The following is a 15627-nucleotide window of genomic DNA, read 5'->3' on the forward strand; positions in this document are numbered from 1 at the left end:
CGTGTCTACCCCACCCGTCCGTCGGTCCACGCCCGGGCCAGGATTTCGTCCACCGTCCGCGCCGGGGTCAGCTCCGAGCTGTCCAGCCAGAGCCCGATCCGGGGCGTCTCCGCCCGGAACTCCGCGTCCAGGGCGGCGACCGGCCAGTCCCCGTACCCCTTCTTCTCCCGCGCCTCCTCGCGGGCGGCGACGGCCTCGGGGCTCGGCGCGAGCACCACGACCGCCAGCGGCCGGTGCCGGACGCGGTCGACCATCGCCGGCAGCTCCGCGCCGAGGATCACGTCCTGCAACACCACGGTGAAGCCGGCGGCGGCGTACCGGTCCGCCGCCGACGCGGCGAGGTCGTAGCGCAGCCGCAACTGCCGCCACGCCTCCGCCGACGGCTCGGCGGTCATCTCCTCCCGGCCGCTGACCACCATCCGTCGGAACACGTCGCCGCGCAGGTGCACCGCGCGGGGCAGGCGCCGGGCCAGCGCCTCGGCCACAGTGGACTTTCCGGCGGCCATGATCCCGCTGATCAGCACCACCGACGGGTTCTCCCACATGCCGCCGATCATTCCAGCGCGGGTGCGGTGCCCGCTCGCCCGCAGCGGGTCCGTGGCAGACTAGGCACGGTCGCGTACCTCACGGGCGCGGCGCGGGAGGGTTCGCCTAGTGGCCGATGGCGCTGGTCTTGAAAACCGGTAAGGCAGCGATGTCTTCGTGGGTTCGAATCCCACACCCTCCGCCGATGAACAGCAAAAACGCCCCCTGATCAGCGCGTTTGCCGACCAGGGGGCGTGTCTATGAATGGCGGGTCAGTCTCACTTCATCTCGTTTGTGACCGTCGTGTCTTACTGGTGCGTGTCGTTTACGTGTCGACGTCTCCTAGCGCAACCTCGGCCGTTCCTGGCTACTCGGTGCCCAACACTTCCCCGATCCGCTTGCGCGCGGCCCTATCCTGTCTGGGCTGGTAGCGCGACGCTATCATGTCTATTGATCATTCCCCCCTGCGGAAGCCTCTTGGGTCAACTTTGTGGGCGGTTGAATACGCCGCCTTGCGGCGAAGTCTACGAAGCTGACCTCGGGTAGTGTTTCTTCTTCCGCTCCTAAATAGAGCCGAACCGTCTCCTCGTACAGGTCGAGCGCGGCAGCTAGCTTCTCGATGGTTAGTCCTCGCTGGCGGGCAACGTCCAAGGCGCGCGTCAATAGCACAGGATGTTCGCCTGGGTACCCTTCAATCGGCTCGGGAGTCAAGATCCCGTTAGAGCGAAAGTCGGCTAGCCGTTGCCACGCACGGCGGTAGGGGGGGTCGCCAAGTAACCCAAGCTCGCGACTTCGATATAGCAATGCGTCGACTGATACGCCCCATGATTCTTGCAGTCGAATGTACGTCTTGAAATCGACCCTGCGGGGAAGATCTGAGCTGATGCTTGATGAAGGCATAAGAAACTCTGCGGCAAAGCTGTCTGCGGCCCTCTCATTTTCAACGTCTCCTGGGCGAGCCTCACCATGCATTACAAGGTGGCCTAGCTCGTGAGCCGCCGAGAATCTATGGCGATACACGTCGTTCTTGTCGCTGGTCAGAACGACAACGGGACGGGGGAGACGTGAACTGGAAAATGCCCTCACCCGCTCTGCCTCCGAAAAAGGGAGGACGCATACAACAATGCCCTTGGATTCAAGCAGTCTAACCATGTGGGGTACCGGGCCGGTTCCTATTGACCAGCGCCTGCGCAACTCGCGCGCAGCGGCTGCTGGTGACGGCGGAAGCTCGGGCACCACCTCTCCACCAGCCCATCCAGGGATATCAACAGCAGGAAGGCGCACGTGTCGTTCTAGCGCTTGACTCACTTCGGAGATGCGGCTTGCAAATGCTGCCGCCCGTTCGCGCTCGTATGCCCGCGTGGAACGCAGGCATTTGAAGTGAGCCATGGAGGCGTCGATGCTTGCTCTCGGGCGCCCAGGGGAGAAAGCGAAAAATCGTACTGGCACGTAAAGGGCCTCGGCCAGCCTCATCGCGAGGTCTGGCCGGGGCCTAATCGTTCCTGATTCGTATTGTCCTATAGCCGCCGGAGATACGCCCACAACTTCCGCAAGCGCGCGTTTGGTTAGGGCAGCAAGTTGCCGAGCCTGAGTGAGGCGTGAACCGTCAAATAGTTCGACGGTCGCAACGGCTTGCTCTAATCCTGGGTCAGGAGACTTCGGTAGATGGGTTACCTTCTTCAGTCGATCCGTTCGGCTTTGCATGGGGCTGTTCCTCTATAGGGCTGCCTGCCGCCAACCCGTCGACCTGGAGGGAGAGATCGATATCGGGTTCGGGGAGGGAATCAAATCGCGTAATGCTGTCAGCAATGTCCTGCCTGGTGATACTGAGATCACCTGCTAGCGCGGCTTCAATTGACAACTCCTCATCATCGTTCCAGTGGAGATGGCCATCGGAGTAAAGTTCGACGTCGCCGAGCACGACTCGCAGAAGGCCGGCCTGCGGATTCGACGCATACCCGACCATCAAAGCTCGGAGTTCACGTACTTCCTGGGTTTCCTCGACGAATGCTCGGAGAGCTACACCGATCGAGCTGTCATCGTTGGACGTGAAGTCAATCCAGGTCTGGGCGCGGTCACGGCTCGCCGTTCTGGCGGCAAACAAGTCTCGCTTGAACTCCGAGGCGTTGCGAATTGGGATTTCCCGGTGGTCCAAGTCCTTTGAGTTGCCGAAGCACCATGGATAGACCAAGACGCCGTTGACCACGGCGTAAGGGCGTCCGTGGAGCTTCAAGACCTGAGCGTCCGCGGTCCGCTTCAGGCTGTAGGCGAGGGCCTCAAGTCCGTAGTAGTAGCGAGCAGTTCCGTAGACCGCTGGCTTCTTGAACTTGCTTGCCGAGTACTCGCTTCCCGCTTCATCGTTGGCCACAGTCAGTCCAAGCGCTGCCCCCGCGCGCAGGCCTGCTGCGAACCGCCCGAATCGGGCATCAAGCCATGACGGTTTCAACCTAGCCCCCAGGTCACTTCAGCGCCCTACGCGCTCGGTGCATCATGGACTTTAGTTTTTCGCAGCGCAACCTTCGCTCTGCTTTCGGCGTGTCGCGCGGTCCTGTCGTCCGCCCGAGCACCCCCCGCCCGCGCCAACCGACGTGGCCTGTGTATGAGTTTTGGGAGGTCACCGCCGTCTCCGCCTTCATCAGGCTAGGCCGAGTGCGGGGGAGTGGCAGGGGTCACATGATACGAAAGGCGGGTGCTCCCGGATCTGACGACTGTCCCGGGCCTGAGGTGCCGGGGGGCGTAGGGCGCCGGCTGGTCGACCCGCATAGGTAGCCACCCCTCGGCAGTCGCGCGAGGGGTGGCTTGGTTCCCTGCGGGGATTGAGTGCGGCTACGTCCAGCGCCCGCCGTTGCGTACCGCCGTGGCTATGTCCAGTAGGTGGCTCAGCCGGTACCGCAACACTCTGGCTTGTCTCATCGACAGCGCGAGGTTCGCGGCGGCGCTGCTTTCCACGCCCGTCAGGCTCACCATCGGCTCGGCGGCCGGGTGCAGTGCTTGCACCAGGCCCACGTCGACGATGAACGCCTCCAGCCGGTTGGTGTCCAGGTGGTGGGTTCGGGAACGGTGGTGGCCTCGGCGTTGGCAGCCGTCCCGGTCGCACCAGCGCGGGCAGACGGTCGGGGTGGCTTCGGCAAGGGTGCCGGTCTGGTGCACGTGCACGTAGCCGCAGTGTCGGTCCAAGCCTGCCGCCCCGGCCGGGTGAGCATCGAGCCCGGCCCGAGCGCTCGCAGCCGTTGTGTAGTCGAGGTGCATCGCGCAGGTTTACGCGCAGGCATCGAGGGAGTCGCCTGTGTAGAGCTCGATGCGGACGGTTGCAGGCGCTCCACAGGCGGGCAGGGTGGGTAGGGTGCTCACGGGTCGCCTCCCTGGGGCGATCAAGGCCCTCGGTCGGCGGTGCAGTCGCTGGCCGAGGGCCGCTCTGTTGGGTGACCGTGACTGAACGTACAGGATCTAGACGTATAGAGACTAGACGTCTAGGGACTGAATATCCCCGCAGACGTACAGATCGTGTGCGTGCTTACGCTCTCGCCCATGACGAGCCCGCTGTCCAATGTGCCGCTCTACCGGCAGTTGGCGGATCTGCTCGCCGCCCAGATCGAAGAGGGCAAGCTGACTCCTGGACAGCCGTTGCCGAGTGAACTGCACCTCCAGCAGACCTACGGCGTAGCCAGGGGCACTGTGCGGATGGCCATGCGGGAGCTGCGCGACCGGGGTCTTGTCGTTACCGTGCACGCACGAGGGACGTTCGTGGCCGAGCGACCTGACGTAGCCCCTCAGTAGAGGTCTCGGCCTGCTTGCTCGGCTCGCCGCGTACGTGTGCAGGTGTCGGTCAGCAGCGGAGGTAGGTGCCGCACAGCGGTGGCGCGTCGACGCGACAGACCTTCCAGCCGCCGCCGATGCCCCCCTCCTCCGTGGTCTCGAAGCGCCACCGGTGCGTGGCGCCGGTGAAGGTGACGTCTCCCGAGGAGGCGACCTCCGTGAACCGGAGGTCCACCATCGCGGAGACCGCGCCGCCCGCGTCGGTCTGCCAGTTGGTGGCCTCGACCCGCACGCCGAAGGCGACCTGCGACTCGACCTGTTTGCGCAGGTCGCGAGCCTGCCGGAACAACTCGTCCCGGTTGTCGCCGCACAGGCACCGGTTGATGTCGGGATTGTCGTCCGGCTTGAAGACCGCCAGGAGGTACGCCTCAGCCGCCGCCGCGGGTGTCTTCTCGCCCCGCCCCGCCTCGATCGCCCTCGTCACCGCCTGCCTGATCGGCGCACCGATGCAGGCCACCGCGAAGGCGACGGCAGCGACGACCGCCGCCCGGCGACGCCATTGCCGAGCGGTCAGAGGCATCTCGATCACCGGGCGAGATTACGTGCCCGAGCGACGACGGGCGGTCAGCGGCTACGGTGTCGACGGCGAAATCGTGATCTTTCGGAGGTGTCCATGGCCGCGCTGGAGGAGTGGGGACCGGTCTTCCGCAGGATCGTCAACGACGGCGGCGACATCACGGACATCGCGCGCGTCATGAGGGCAGGCGCGGCTTCCGGGTCCCTCATCTGGGCCGGCTCGGCCCTGCGACGGGAGTTCGGCCTGACCGTCAGGGAAGTGGTGAACGTCATCGCCTGGGCCGAGGCACCGGGTGACGACCGGGACGAGGAAGGCCTGGCCTGGTTGCGATCCGAGGTGCGTACGCCGTTGAGGTAGGCGTCCGCTGGCCGGGGTGGACGGTCGGGACGCCGGGTTGCGCGGACGCCCGGCGCTTCCGGTTCGATCGCGGGCGCCGACGGGGTAAGAAGGGTGCGGAGAGACAACCGCTCACCGGAAGGACTGCCCCGATGACCCTGGAACGACCGATCGCCCCGGACCCGTACGAGCTGCTGCCGACCGTCCCGTCGTTCACCCTGACCAGCGACGACGTGCAGAACGGCGAGCCGATGGACGCCGCGTACGCCCACGGCAGCGTCGGCGGCGACAACGTCTCGCCGCAGCTCACCTGGTCCGGCTTCCCGGCCGAGACCAAGGGGTTCGTGGTGACGTGCTTCGACCCGGACGCGCCGACGGGCAGCGGGTTCTGGCACTGGGTTCTGGTCAACCTGCCGGCCGGCGTGACGCGGCTGCCGCGCGGCGCGGCCGGAGAGGATCTCGGCGGCGCCTTCACGGTCCGCAACGACTACGGCGAGCAGGGCTACGGCGGTGCCGCCCCGCCGGCCGGCGACCGGCCGCACCGCTACGTCTTCGCGGTGCACGCCCTGGACGTGGAGCGCCTCGACGTCACCCCCGACGCGACCCCCGCCTACGTCGGCTTCAACCTGGCCTTCCACACCCTGGCCCGGGCCGTGATCCGCCCGACCTTCCAGGTCAAGGACTGACCCGGGCCGGGCAGGGGACGGTCAGGAGGGTACGCGGGCCACGGCGAAGACGGACTGCCCGAACGGGGGCAGGAGGCGCTGCTCGGCCGCCTTGGTGACGGGGAGCACGAGGGTGTCGTAGACCTTGACCATCGGGCCCTCCTTCGGCATCAGCCGGAAGACCTTGGTCGCCATGAAGTAGCCGATCAGGCCGAGCGCGTTCGCGTAGTGGATCTTCTCCACCGTCAGGCCGGCGTCGGTCATCGCGGCGGCCAAGGTCTTCTTCGTGTAGCGGCGCACGTGGCCGGTGGCGATGTCCGCCGGGCTCATCGCGAACTGGAACGCCGGCACGATGATGATGACGTTGCCGCCGGGCCGGACCAGGTCGCGCATGCTGCGCAGCGCGCCCACGTGGTCCTCGATGTGCTCCAGCACGTTGTACGACACGGCGGCGCTGTAGTCGCCCCGGTCGGGGTGCGGCAGCAGCATCTGCCGGACCTCGATGTGGGGCTGGTCGGCCAGCCGCTCCTTGAGTGAGACGAGCCGGTCCGGGTCGGCCTCGGTGGCGGTGAACCGGGGCAGCCGCTCCGCCCACTCCAGCGCGTAGTCGCCGAGCCCGCTGCCGATCTCGATCGGGTTGTCACCGAGGTACGGCAGGGCCAACTCGACGAACCAGCGGCGGTGGTTGACCGCCGTCGCGAGGCCCTCCAGGACCTCGGACTGCACGCGCTGATCCCCAGTGATTTCTGCCATGCGTCGATTCCTCACGATATGAACTCGACCCGCGCCTGGACCGACAGAGTGAATCATCCGCGCTGGCGGGAGAAAAATCGGGGCACCGGTGGTGGCCGAAATGCGGTCGGGGGTTGGCACGTGATCGGCGGTCGGCGAACCCGGCACATGGTACGCCAGTACCCCGAAACATGTCACGGCGGCGCCATAGCCTGACTACTCTACGAATCGTCATGACTACTCCTGAATCGGGCCTCCCTGGCGGCGGGCCAGGGCCCGGGACGTCGGCGGACGGGCCCGACCGGGGCGTACGGGCCTGGAAGGGGTGGTGGATCGACGCCGCCGCCGTGGCGAGCTTCGTGGTGCTGGGCTTCTGGGTGACCGCGCGGCTCTGGCTGCGCCCGTCGCACGGCATCCGGGACAACCGCACGGACCAGTCGCAGTTCGAGTGGATGATGGCGCACGGCGCTCGGGTGCTGACCGATTTTGTTGATCCATTCACCTCCGACCGGATGAACGTGCCGGAGAGCGTGAATCTCATGGCAAATACGTCCGTATTATCCGTATCTCTGCCAATGACGCCCGTCACGCTCCTGCTCGGTACCCGTGCGTCGTTTCTGCTCTTCCTGACGCTGGGCATGATCGCCACGGCCACGGCCTGGTACTTCCTGCTGTCCCGGGTGGTCGTCGGCAGCCGGGGGCCGGCCTGGCTCGGCGCCGCCTTCTGCGCGTACGCGCCCGCGATGGTCTCGCACGCCAACGCGCACCCCAACATCGTCTCGCAGTACGTGGTGCCCCTGATCGTCTGGCGCACCCTGCGGCTCGCCGAGCCGGGGCGCTGGCTGCGCAACGGGCTGCTGCTCGCGCTGGTCATCGTGTGGCAGGCCTTCCTCAACCTCGAAGTGCTGCTGATGACCGCCATCGGGCTGGGCGTGGTCGTCGGGGCGCTCGCCCTCGGTCGACCCGGGCTGCGCCGCCGGGCCCGGCCGTTCCTCGCGGGGCTGGGGGTGGCCGCCGCCGTGGCGCTGGTGGTGCTCGCGTACCCGCTGTACGTCCAGTTCTTCGGTCCGGGGGCCTACAACGGGCTGTCCCGGCTGATCCGGGGCTACTCGACGGACCTCGCGTCGTTCGTGGCGTACTCGCGGGAGTCCCTGGCCGGCGACGCCCGCAGCGCGCAGGGGCTGGCCAAGAACCCCACCGAGGAGAACGCCTTCTTCGGCTGGCCGCTGGTGGTGCTCGTCGTCGCCCTGTTCTGGTGGCTGCGCGACAACGTCGTGGTACGCGGCCTCGCCGTCCTCGCGCTCCTCTTCGGCCTGCTCTCCCTCGGGCGGGAGGTGCAGCTCAACGGCAGGGAAACCGGGATACCGGGCCCGTGGGCGGCGCTGGAGAACCTGCCCGTCCTGCACTCGGTGGTGCCGACCCGGTGGGCGCTGGCGATCACCCCGATCGTCGGGGTGCTGCTCGCGTACGGGGCGGAGCGCGTACGCGCCCTGGCCGACCGGCAGCCGCCAGCGCGCCCGCAGATCCGTTTCGCCACCGCCACGGTCCTGGCCATGGCCCTGCTGCCGATCCTGCCGACCCCGCTGCCCACCACCCGGCTGGAGCCCGTACCCGACTTCGTCACCTCGGGCGCCTGGCGGCCGTACGCGGAGGGTGGGCGGAGCATCGTGACCCTGCCACTGCCCGACACCCACTACGCCGATCCGCTGCGCTGGTCGGCGCGGACCGGGCTGGACATGCCCATCGCCCGCGGCTACTTCCTCGGCCCGGACACCCGCGCCGGCCGCGACCGGGTGGCCCTGTTCTCCGCGCCGCCCCGCCCCACCAGCGAGTTCTTCGGCGAGATACGGCGAACCGGCGCGGTGCCGCCGATCACCCCGCAGGCGCGGGTCGACGCGGTCGGTGACCTGCGGTACTGGCGGGCGGGCGCGGTCGTGCTCGGGCCGCACCGGCAGGCCGACGCGCTGCGCCGGGGCATGACCGAGCTGACCGGCGTCCATCCCACGTACACCGGAGGGGTCTGGCTCTGGGACGTGCGCCCGCTCACGGACTGACGCCGGCGGGATCGGGGCGTGGGGGGCGGCGGCGTGCCGGACGGCCGGTCGTCAGGCCTGGCGGACGCAGCAGCCCTGGCAGATCTTGGGCTTGGGGAGGGTGAACGCGAGGCAGCAGGTGCGCCGCTGCACGGTCGGCTCGCCGTTCGGGCCCGGGACCAGCTCCACCAGGTCGGCGAGGTCGAGCGCGCCGAGCAGCGTCTCGATCGTCTCGACCGACGAGCCGGGCAGGGCGTCGGCGGCCCGGAGGATGCCGTGGGCGATGCCCGAGGCCACCGACCCGAGCAGGGTGCGCGCGCCGATGCGGACCTCGGCCTGGATCGCGGCCACCATGGGGGCCAGGTGGGCGTCGAGCAGCGAGGCCCGCAGCGCCCGGAGGAGTTCCGCCTCGTCCGCGACGACGCGCACCTCGGGCAGCCCGGCGAGTGCCAGCGGGTCGCCCGGCAGGACCGCGATCGCGGTCGAGTGGCGTAGGCCCATGGTGAGCAGCGGCCGGTGGTCCTCGAAGTGGATCAGCACGTCGGCCGGGTCCAGCAGCGGAACCCGGCGGGCCGAGGCCCAGCCCAGCACCACGGGCAGCGCCGTCCAGTAGCTGTACGACTTCCAGGCCAGCGCGGCGCACGCGTGCGGGGTGCCGCCCCAGCGCGTGGCGGCCGAACGCAGGAAGTCGGGCAGGAGAGCGCCGCCGACCAGCGCGGTGGCCGGCTGCCAGCCGAACTCGTCGTGCACCAGCAGACCGGGCGCGAGACCAGGCACGTCGTCGGTGCCGAACATCGCGCGCATCGTGGCGGTCACCGGCGCCAACGGCGCGGCGGCCACGTCCCGCTCCGGCAGCACCGCTGTCACTGGACTCACCCGCCCCGTCGTCGCTGTCGCCGGGCGGTACGCCCGTCACTGACTAAGGCTAGCCTAACCACAGTCTGCGGGGTAAGGGAAGCCTCGCCTCTGTCGGATCGGGAGGGGCCGGTCACTCCGCCCGCCGGTCGGCGTACTACCCGGCCCCCGGGGCGGAAAACCCGGCCCAGTATCGGCAATCATCGCTTCCTGTCAATGTTCGTGTCGGCAAGGTGCCAGTTCCGTGTGCGCGTCGCCACAGAACGTGAAACTGATACTCCCGGCCACGAGGAAGCTGATGACCTCACCGCTCGATCGGGCTGCCGACTCCTTCGCCGCCGAGGTCGCCCGGCACCGCACAGGTCGGGGGCTGTCCAAGAAGCAGCTCGCCACCCTGATGCGCTTCGACCCGTCGTACGTCAGCCACGTCGAGGGGCGGCGGCACCGCCCCACCGAGGACTTCGCGCGCCGCGCCGAGGCCGTGCTGGAGGCCAGCGGCGCCATCTGGCAGCGCTTCAAGGAGTACGACGAACTGCGCCACGTCCGGGCCGAGCGGGCACACCGGGAACCACCCGTACCCGGGCAGTGGATGCCGCCCGGCACCGGTCTGATCGTCGAGCGGGAACTCGCCACCCTCACCCACCTGGACGACGCCTACCGCTGCGTCATCCGGCGCGAGCTCTACAACGCCGGCACCGAGCCCGTCACCCGCTACCTGGTGCGGGTCGCCGTCGACCGCTACCCCAACGACCCCGGGCGCTCCAACCTGCACCACCGGGAACACCCGCTGACCTTCGCCGAGCTGCGACTACAGGCGTACCGGGAGGACGGGGACGAGCGGGAGGCGATGCACTGGCGGGCCAAGCACGACCGGGACGCCTTCAAGGAACTGTGGCTGCTCTTCGAGAACACCGACCGGCGCTTCCCCCTCTACCCCGGCGACCGGGCCACCATCGAGTACGCCTACTGCGTCGGGCATGACAAGTGGGGCCCCTGGTTCCAGCGGGCCGTCCGGCTGCCCACCCGGCAGATGGCCGTACGCCTGGACTTTCCGGCGGCCCTCGACCCGCAGGTCTGGGGCGCGGAGACCTCGCTGTCGGCGGAGGAGGGCCCGCTGCGCACACCGGTCACCAAGCAGGAGGACGCCGACCGGGTGATCTTCGACTGGGCGACCGAGGACCCACCGCTCAACGCGCGTTACCGGTTGCAGTGGCGGTTCCGCAGCCGGCCGGAGGCCGAACCGGAGGAGGCCGGGCGGGTCCGGCCCAGCGAGCGGATGCGCGGCATCGGCATCGTGCAGCGCGGCGACGACCTGCTCCGCCAGCCGGCGCGCCCGTTCGACCTGCCCCGCGAGGAACAGGCGGCCCGGGAGGTGGCCGACCGCCTCGCGGCGACCCTGGTCCGCCTCGACGAGATGCACCCGTTCCGCAAGGGGGTGGGCATCGCCGCCCCGCAGCTCGGCCTCGGCCGGGCGGTGGCGGTCGTCCGGCCCCCCGACCGGTCGGCCGACCCGGTCGTGCTGCTCAACCCCCGCGTCGTCGACGCCTCCCCCGACAGCGACGAGCAGTACGAGGGCTGCCTCTCGTTCTTCGACCACCGCGGCCTGGTGCCCCGGCCGCTGCGGCTCGACGTGGAGCACGCCCAGTACGACGGCAGCCGGATCATCACCTCGTTCGAGTTCGGCATGGCCCGGCTCGTCGCCCACGAGATCGACCACCTGGAGGGGCGGCTCTACGTCGACCGGATGGCGCCGGGGGTGCCGCTGGTCCCGGTCGAGGAGTACCGCGAGACCGGCCGGCCCTGGCGCTACTGACTCCACGCACCAGCCGGGCGGCACGACCACGTCCGCGCGGGTGGGAAGGACGGCCGGGCGGACGTGGTCGTGCGGGGCGGTGCCGGTCCGCCCGTCTGGGGGACCGGGGCGCGTGCCCCAGGGGGCAGGGGCACGCGCCCCGGTTCGGGGGGAGGAACGCTTCTAGAGGTTGCCGAAGGTGTCGTAGCGGGTGTTCTCCGGCGGGACGCCGTCCTCAGCGAGGACCCGGAGGGTGGCCCGGACCATGCGGGCGGAACCGGAGACGTAACAGTCGTGCGCCGTCCACGGGCCGTACCGGCTGACCACCTCGGAGACGTCGCCCAGCTCGCCGTCGAAGTCGGGATCCTCGCTGCACGCCGGAGTGACCGACAGCCACGGGTGCGCGGCCACCAACTCCTGGAGCCCGGCCAGGCCGTACAGGTCCGCCGCCGTACGGGCGCCGTAGAAGACGTGCACCCAGCGGGTCCGGTTGTAGCCGGCCAGCTCCTCCACCAGCGCCTTGATCGGAGCCAGCCCGACGCCGCCCGCCACGCAGAGGATGTCCCGCTCCGAGGCGCGGTCCAGGGTCATCGACCCCATCGGCGCCGCCACCCGCAGCAGGTCGCCGGGCTTCACCCGGCGCACCAGCGCCCCCGACACCCAGCCGGCGCCCGCCGGCGTACGGACGTGGAACTCCAGCAGGTTGTCGTCGTTCGGGGCGTTCGCCACCGAGTAGGTGCGCCACACCCGGGGAAGGTGGCGGGGCACCTCCAGGCTCACGTACTGCCCGGCCTTCCACGCCAGCGGAAACTGCAACGCCCGGCAGGTCAGCACGGCCGTGTCCCTGCCGTACCGCTCGTGGGTCAGCACCTCCGCGTGCCAGAACGGCGGGTTGTCGTCGGCCGCCGCGCCGGCCAGCATCTTCTCCGTGATCGCCGCGTACGCGTCCCGCCACGCCTGGTCGTACTCCAGGTTCCAGCCGTCGCCGGCGACGCTGCGCAGCGCGTCGAGCAGCGCGACGCCCATGGTCTCGTAGTGCGCCGCGTCGACGTGGTACTTGCGGTGGTCCCGCCCCAGCGCGCGCAGGTACTCGTCGAAGCTCTCCGGGTCGCCGACCGTCTGGGCGGCCGTGACGATCGCCTCCAGGATCCGGTCGCCCTGCCCGGTCATCTCCACCGGGAAGAGCTTGCGCAGCTCCGGGTCGAGGAGGAAGAGCCGGGCGTAGAAGTGACCGCTCAGCCGCTCCCGGTGCTCCTCGACCAGGGTCCAGCTCTCCTTCAGCAGCCTTGCGAAGTCGTCCACGGGGCGCGCTCCTTCTCCTGACGGCGGATCGGGCACCCATAGAATGTCCACGGAGCGTGTCGACTGGTCGCACAGAATGTGCGATCGGCTCGTGAGGCTCGTTCGGGCGGTGCCGCCGCCCGGTGACGTCGGCGCGGTCGCCGGTCTCACCCCGAGGGACGTCGGGCAGAGTGGTGCGGTGACCGTTGAGCTGCAACGCCCGGCGACGCGCCGGATGCTCGGCACCGAGACGCTGCTCGTACTCGGCCTCTCGCTCGGCCAGTCCGCCGTCTACGCGACGGTGTCGATCATCGCGAAGCTGACCGCCGACGGGCCGCTGTCGAAGCAGACCGCCGCGCTCAACACCTCGGCGTCACCCCGGCCGTGGCTGGACCTGACCTACCAGCTGCTCGGGATCGTTTTCGCGCTGCTGCCGGTGCTGCTCGCCGTACACCTGCTGGCGCGGGACCCCGGCGATCCGGCGCGGACGCTCGGCCTGGACGCCCGACGGCCCGGTCAGGACCTGGCCCGCGGCGCCGGCCTGGCCGCGCTCATCGGCCTGCCCGGCCTGGCGCTGTTCTGGGCGGCGGCCCAGCTCGGCGTCAACGCGACGCTGGTGCCGGCCGCGCTGCCCGAGCTCTGGTGGACGGTGCCGGTGCTGATCCTCGCCGCCGTGCAGAACTCGGTGCTGGAGGAGGTGATCGTCGTCGGCTACCTGGTCACCCGCCTGCGCCAACTCCAGTGGCGGATCGGCGCGATCGTCGCGACGAGCGCGTTGCTGCGCGGCTCGTACCACCTCTACCAGGGCTTCGGCGCCTTCCTCGGCAACGTGGTGATGGGCGTCGTGTTCAGCCTCTTCTACCTGCGTACCCGCCGGGTCATGCCGCTCATCGTCGCGCACACGCTGCTCGACGTCGTCGCCTTCGTCGGCTACGCCATGCTGCCGAGGGAGTGGTTCGACTGGCTCTGACCCCCGCCAGCCCTCTCCCTCCCCTCCGCGTCCCCTCCGCGGCCCGCCGCCGGGTGCCGCCCCGGCCGATCTTGGTCGGAAAGCGCCCCTCCGGGGGCCGTTTCGTACCAAGATCTACCAGCGGCCCGCGTCCTTTCCGCCGTTCCGCCAAGCGCAGGCTCAGCGGGGCGCGGGTCGCCGGTAGGCGGTGATCGCGCGGGCGGCGAGCCGCTCGGCCGCCGCCGCGTCCCCGGCCGCCGCCACGAGCACCGCCGCGCCGGGCAGCAGCCGGGACGCCACCCGCAGCGCCAGCCAGCCGCCGGCCTGGGCGGCCAACGGCGCCGCCAGCCGCCACGCCGCCTCCGCCGCCCGGGGCCAGCCCGCCTCGTCGGGCGCGTCCGCCGCCCGGGCCGCCGCCAGCGCCGCCCGCGCGCTCTCCGCGTCCGGGTGCACGCGGGTCAGCACCAGCAGATCCACCGCCCGGTCCGGATGCGCCGGATCCCGGCCGTACGCCGCCGCGAGGTGCAGCACCAGGTTGGCCTGCGCCCACAGCACGGCCGCCAGTTCGGCCACCGGCGCGAAGAGCCCCGCCAGCGCGGCGGTCGCCCCGCCCGCCCCTGCCTGCCGGACGAACCGCCGGGTCGCGAGCCGCGCCAACCCGTCGGCACCCGCGTCGGGGTACGCCTCCCGGATCCGCTGCGCCCAGTCGCGGGCGCGCGGCCCGACCGCCTCGACGGCGGCCAGGGCCAGCAACTCCGGCGCGAACCCGGGATGCTCCAGCATCCGCGTGGCAGCCAGCCGGAGGACAGTTTCCGGCGTACGCCCCAGCGGTGTCTCCGCCGCCCCGGCGCCGGTGTGCCGCTCGACCACCTGCGGGTGCGCGGCGGTTGGGGCTTGGACCGGGGCCTCGGCAGCGACCGTCGCCGGGGTGAGCGTCGCCGGGGCGGCCTTCTTCGCGGGCGTCGCCTTCCGGGCGGGCTCGGCCCTCGCGGCGGGTGCGGCCCTCTTCGTGGGCGTGGCTTTCTTCGCGGGCGTCGCCTTCTTCGCGGGCGCGGCCTTCCGGGCGGCTGTGGTCTTCCGCGCGGGTGTGCCCTTCGTCGCCGCCGGGGGCACCGCGCCTTCCGCCGTCCCCGACTCTGCGTCCGCCGTCCTCAGCTCTGCGTCCGCCCTCCCCGGCCCTGCGGCAACCGTTGCCTCGGCTTGGTCTGTCGCGTCCTTTGCCGTCGTCGGTTGCGTCGGCGCGGCCTTCTTCGTGACCGCCCTCTTCCCGGGCACCTTGCGCGCGGGGGTGGCGTCACCGCCAGAGGTCTCCGCGCCGGAGGTGGACGGGTCCCCAGCGGTGGCGGATCCCGGCTGATCGCCGGCAGGGGCGGGCGCGCCGCCGTCGGTGTGCGCGATGTCACTTCCACGGGTCTCGTCCGCCTGGCCGGGCCGCTCCCGTGGCGCCCGTTCGGCCGCTCGGTCGGCCTGGCGGGGCAGCGGCGGATCGGCCGAGGGTGGCTGGAAGAGCACGGCGGGCGCCGGCTTCGCCCGCCGGGGGCGCTTCCCGGAATCCTCCTGCCCGACTGGCTCGGGCGGGGCGGGCGGCGGGCTGAAGGTCGCCTTCGGGGAGCGGCGGCGTGCTCCCTCAGCAGGCTCTCGGCGGGTCGGCTCGCGCGGCGGCTGCTCCTGCATATCGATGGAGCGTAGTCCTGATCACGTCCGCGCACAGCAGGGAAAGGCGAGGCCGGGGCGAGTCTCGGCCTCGTTCGGGACAGCCCGATGCAGGGGTGGAGGGGCGGACCGGGGAAGTCGCTTTGCTCCTGATGGGTGAGGCCCTGTATCCTCGGGCGCGGTGGTCTGCAGGGCCACCAGGGAGACTTCGCCTAGTCTGGTCTATGGCGCCGCACTGCTAATGCGGTTGGGGTCTTAAAGCCCCTCCCGGGTTCGAATCCCGGAGTCTCCGCGCGAAAGCCGGGTGTGTAGACTGGCCAAGCACCGAGCGCCCGTAGCTCAATGGATAGAGCATCTGACTACGGATCAGAAGGTTAGGGGTTCGAGTCCCTTCGGGCGCACTTCACGATCAAGGCCGTTACCAGCGAAAACGCCGGTAACGGCCTTGATTGCTTTGCTGGTCGGGACGGAGT

General features: G+C 70.2%; 16 protein-coding genes and 3 tRNA genes. 10 read left to right on the forward strand and 9 right to left on the reverse strand.

The window, feature by feature from the left end; all coding sequences use genetic code 11:
* Positions 1-5 precede the first annotated feature (5 nt).
* A complete protein-coding gene (locus tag ACTMS2_RS03525) occupies positions 6-545 on the reverse strand; it encodes an AAA family ATPase (RefSeq protein WP_441174017.1) in 540 nt (179 codons plus the stop codon).
* Between the two features lie 95 nt (positions 546-640).
* Here ACTMS2_RS03525 and ACTMS2_RS03530 point away from each other — a divergent pair.
* A tRNA-Ser gene (locus ACTMS2_RS03530) sits at positions 641-727 on the forward strand.
* Positions 728-972: 245 nt separating this feature from the next.
* On the opposite strand, the gene ACTMS2_RS03535 is transcribed toward ACTMS2_RS03530, so the two are convergent.
* The 3 genes from ACTMS2_RS03535 to ACTMS2_RS03545 all read right to left on the reverse strand — a co-directional run bounded on the left by ACTMS2_RS03535 (position 973) and on the right by ACTMS2_RS03545 (position 3702).
* Positions 973-2229, reverse strand: a complete 1257-nt coding sequence (locus tag ACTMS2_RS03535) for an XRE family transcriptional regulator (RefSeq protein WP_441174018.1) — start codon at positions 2227-2229, stop codon at positions 973-975.
* Positions 2174-2893, reverse strand: a complete 720-nt coding sequence (locus ACTMS2_RS03540; protein WP_441174019.1) for a hypothetical protein — start codon at positions 2891-2893, stop codon at positions 2174-2176. Before ACTMS2_RS03540 ends, ACTMS2_RS03535 begins: the two co-directional genes overlap by 56 nt.
* Before the next feature lie 458 nt (positions 2894-3351).
* Positions 3352-3702, reverse strand: coding sequence for a hypothetical protein (locus tag ACTMS2_RS03545; RefSeq protein WP_441174020.1), 351 nt, complete (start codon positions 3700-3702; stop codon positions 3352-3354).
* A gap of 351 nt (positions 3703-4053) precedes the next feature.
* On the opposite strand from ACTMS2_RS03545, the gene ACTMS2_RS03550 reads away from it, so the two are divergent.
* The gene (locus ACTMS2_RS03550) at positions 4054-4302 is read left to right on the forward strand and encodes a GntR family transcriptional regulator (protein WP_393404049.1); all 249 of its coding nucleotides are present in this window, start codon (positions 4054-4056) and stop codon (positions 4300-4302) included.
* 49 nt (positions 4303-4351) lie between these two features.
* On the opposite strand, the gene ACTMS2_RS03555 is transcribed toward ACTMS2_RS03550, so the two are convergent.
* A complete protein-coding gene (locus ACTMS2_RS03555; RefSeq protein WP_441174021.1) occupies positions 4352-4870 on the reverse strand; it encodes a hypothetical protein in 519 nt (172 codons plus the stop codon).
* A gap of 84 nt (positions 4871-4954) precedes the next feature.
* Between ACTMS2_RS03555 and ACTMS2_RS03560 the strand changes: the two genes are divergently transcribed.
* Both ACTMS2_RS03560 and ACTMS2_RS03565 read left to right on the forward strand, forming a co-directional pair.
* The gene (locus ACTMS2_RS03560) at positions 4955-5215 is read left to right on the forward strand and encodes a hypothetical protein (RefSeq protein ID WP_441174022.1); all 261 of its coding nucleotides are present in this window, start codon (positions 4955-4957) and stop codon (positions 5213-5215) included.
* A 131-nt stretch (positions 5216-5346) separates the two neighbouring features.
* Entirely contained in the window at positions 5347-5880 is a 534-nt protein-coding gene (locus tag ACTMS2_RS03565) for a YbhB/YbcL family Raf kinase inhibitor-like protein (protein ID WP_441174023.1), read from the forward strand.
* A 21-nt stretch (positions 5881-5901) separates the two neighbouring features.
* Here the strand turns inward: ACTMS2_RS03565 and ACTMS2_RS03570 are convergent, their stop codons facing one another.
* Complete coding sequence (locus tag ACTMS2_RS03570) at positions 5902-6612, reverse strand: class I SAM-dependent methyltransferase (RefSeq protein ID WP_357717757.1); 711 nt, start codon at positions 6610-6612, stop codon at positions 5902-5904.
* Positions 6613-6824: 212 nt separating this feature from the next.
* Here ACTMS2_RS03570 and ACTMS2_RS03575 point away from each other — a divergent pair, with 212 nt between their 5' ends.
* Positions 6825-8645: a hypothetical protein gene (locus tag ACTMS2_RS03575; protein ID WP_441174024.1), complete on the forward strand. Its 1821-nt coding sequence runs from the start codon at positions 6825-6827 to the stop codon at positions 8643-8645.
* Between the two features lie 51 nt (positions 8646-8696).
* On the opposite strand, the gene ACTMS2_RS03580 is transcribed toward ACTMS2_RS03575, so the two are convergent.
* Positions 8697-9428, reverse strand: coding sequence for an IucA/IucC family C-terminal-domain containing protein (locus ACTMS2_RS03580; protein WP_441174097.1), 732 nt, complete (start codon positions 9426-9428; stop codon positions 8697-8699).
* 346 nt (positions 9429-9774) lie between these two features.
* Between ACTMS2_RS03580 and ACTMS2_RS03585 the strand changes: the two genes are divergently transcribed.
* A complete protein-coding gene (locus ACTMS2_RS03585) occupies positions 9775-11292 on the forward strand; it encodes a peptide deformylase (protein ID WP_441174098.1) in 1518 nt (505 codons plus the stop codon).
* Between the two features lie 162 nt (positions 11293-11454).
* On the opposite strand, the gene ACTMS2_RS03590 is transcribed toward ACTMS2_RS03585, so the two are convergent.
* Complete coding sequence (locus ACTMS2_RS03590; RefSeq protein WP_357974520.1) at positions 11455-12573, reverse strand: globin domain-containing protein; 1119 nt, start codon at positions 12571-12573, stop codon at positions 11455-11457.
* Positions 12574-12751: 178 nt separating this feature from the next.
* Here ACTMS2_RS03590 and ACTMS2_RS03595 point away from each other — a divergent pair, with 178 nt between their 5' ends.
* Positions 12752-13522 (forward strand): CPBP family intramembrane glutamic endopeptidase, encoded by a 771-nt coding sequence (locus ACTMS2_RS03595; protein ID WP_101415309.1) that lies wholly within the window; start codon positions 12752-12754, stop codon positions 13520-13522.
* A 159-nt stretch (positions 13523-13681) separates the two neighbouring features.
* Here ACTMS2_RS03595 and ACTMS2_RS03600 read toward each other — a convergent pair whose 3' ends face one another.
* Complete coding sequence (locus tag ACTMS2_RS03600) at positions 13682-14284, reverse strand: hypothetical protein (RefSeq protein WP_441174025.1); 603 nt, start codon at positions 14282-14284, stop codon at positions 13682-13684.
* A gap of 145 nt (positions 14285-14429) precedes the next feature.
* Between ACTMS2_RS03600 and ACTMS2_RS03605 the strand changes: the two genes are divergently transcribed.
* The 3 genes from ACTMS2_RS03605 to ACTMS2_RS03615 all read left to right on the forward strand — a co-directional run bounded on the left by ACTMS2_RS03605 (position 14430) and on the right by ACTMS2_RS03615 (position 15555).
* Positions 14430-14858: a hypothetical protein gene (locus ACTMS2_RS03605; protein WP_441174026.1), complete on the forward strand. Its 429-nt coding sequence runs from the start codon at positions 14430-14432 to the stop codon at positions 14856-14858.
* 497 nt (positions 14859-15355) lie between these two features.
* A tRNA-Ser gene (locus tag ACTMS2_RS03610) sits at positions 15356-15446 on the forward strand.
* Positions 15447-15482: 36 nt separating this feature from the next.
* Positions 15483-15555, forward strand: a tRNA-Arg gene (locus ACTMS2_RS03615).
* Positions 15556-15627 lie beyond the last annotated feature (72 nt).

Origin of the sequence: Micromonospora sp. SD12, from assembly GCF_052068495.1 — a bacterium.
GTDB lineage: Bacteria > Actinomycetota > Actinomycetes > Mycobacteriales > Micromonosporaceae > Micromonospora > Micromonospora echinofusca.

Coding starts and splice junctions, on each gene's coding strand:
- ACTMS2_RS03525 (WP_441174017.1), bottom strand. CDS start 545: ATGTGGGAGAACCCGTCGGTGGTGCTGATCAGCGGGATCATGGCCGCC.
- ACTMS2_RS03535 (WP_441174018.1), bottom strand. CDS start 2,229: ATGCAAAGCCGAACGGATCGACTGAAGAAGGTAACCCATCTACCGAAG.
- ACTMS2_RS03550 (WP_393404049.1), top strand. CDS start 4,054: ATGACGAGCCCGCTGTCCAATGTGCCGCTCTACCGGCAGTTGGCGGAT.
- ACTMS2_RS03560 (WP_441174022.1), top strand. CDS start 4,955: ATGGCCGCGCTGGAGGAGTGGGGACCGGTCTTCCGCAGGATCGTCAAC.
- ACTMS2_RS03565 (WP_441174023.1), top strand. CDS start 5,347: ATGACCCTGGAACGACCGATCGCCCCGGACCCGTACGAGCTGCTGCCG.
- ACTMS2_RS03570 (WP_357717757.1), bottom strand. CDS start 6,612: ATGGCAGAAATCACTGGGGATCAGCGCGTGCAGTCCGAGGTCCTGGAG.
- ACTMS2_RS03575 (WP_441174024.1), top strand. CDS start 6,825: ATGACTACTCCTGAATCGGGCCTCCCTGGCGGCGGGCCAGGGCCCGGG.
- ACTMS2_RS03580 (WP_441174097.1), bottom strand. CDS start 9,428: ATGCGCGCGATGTTCGGCACCGACGACGTGCCTGGTCTCGCGCCCGGT.
- ACTMS2_RS03600 (WP_441174025.1), bottom strand. CDS start 14,284: ATGCTGGAGCATCCCGGGTTCGCGCCGGAGTTGCTGGCCCTGGCCGCC.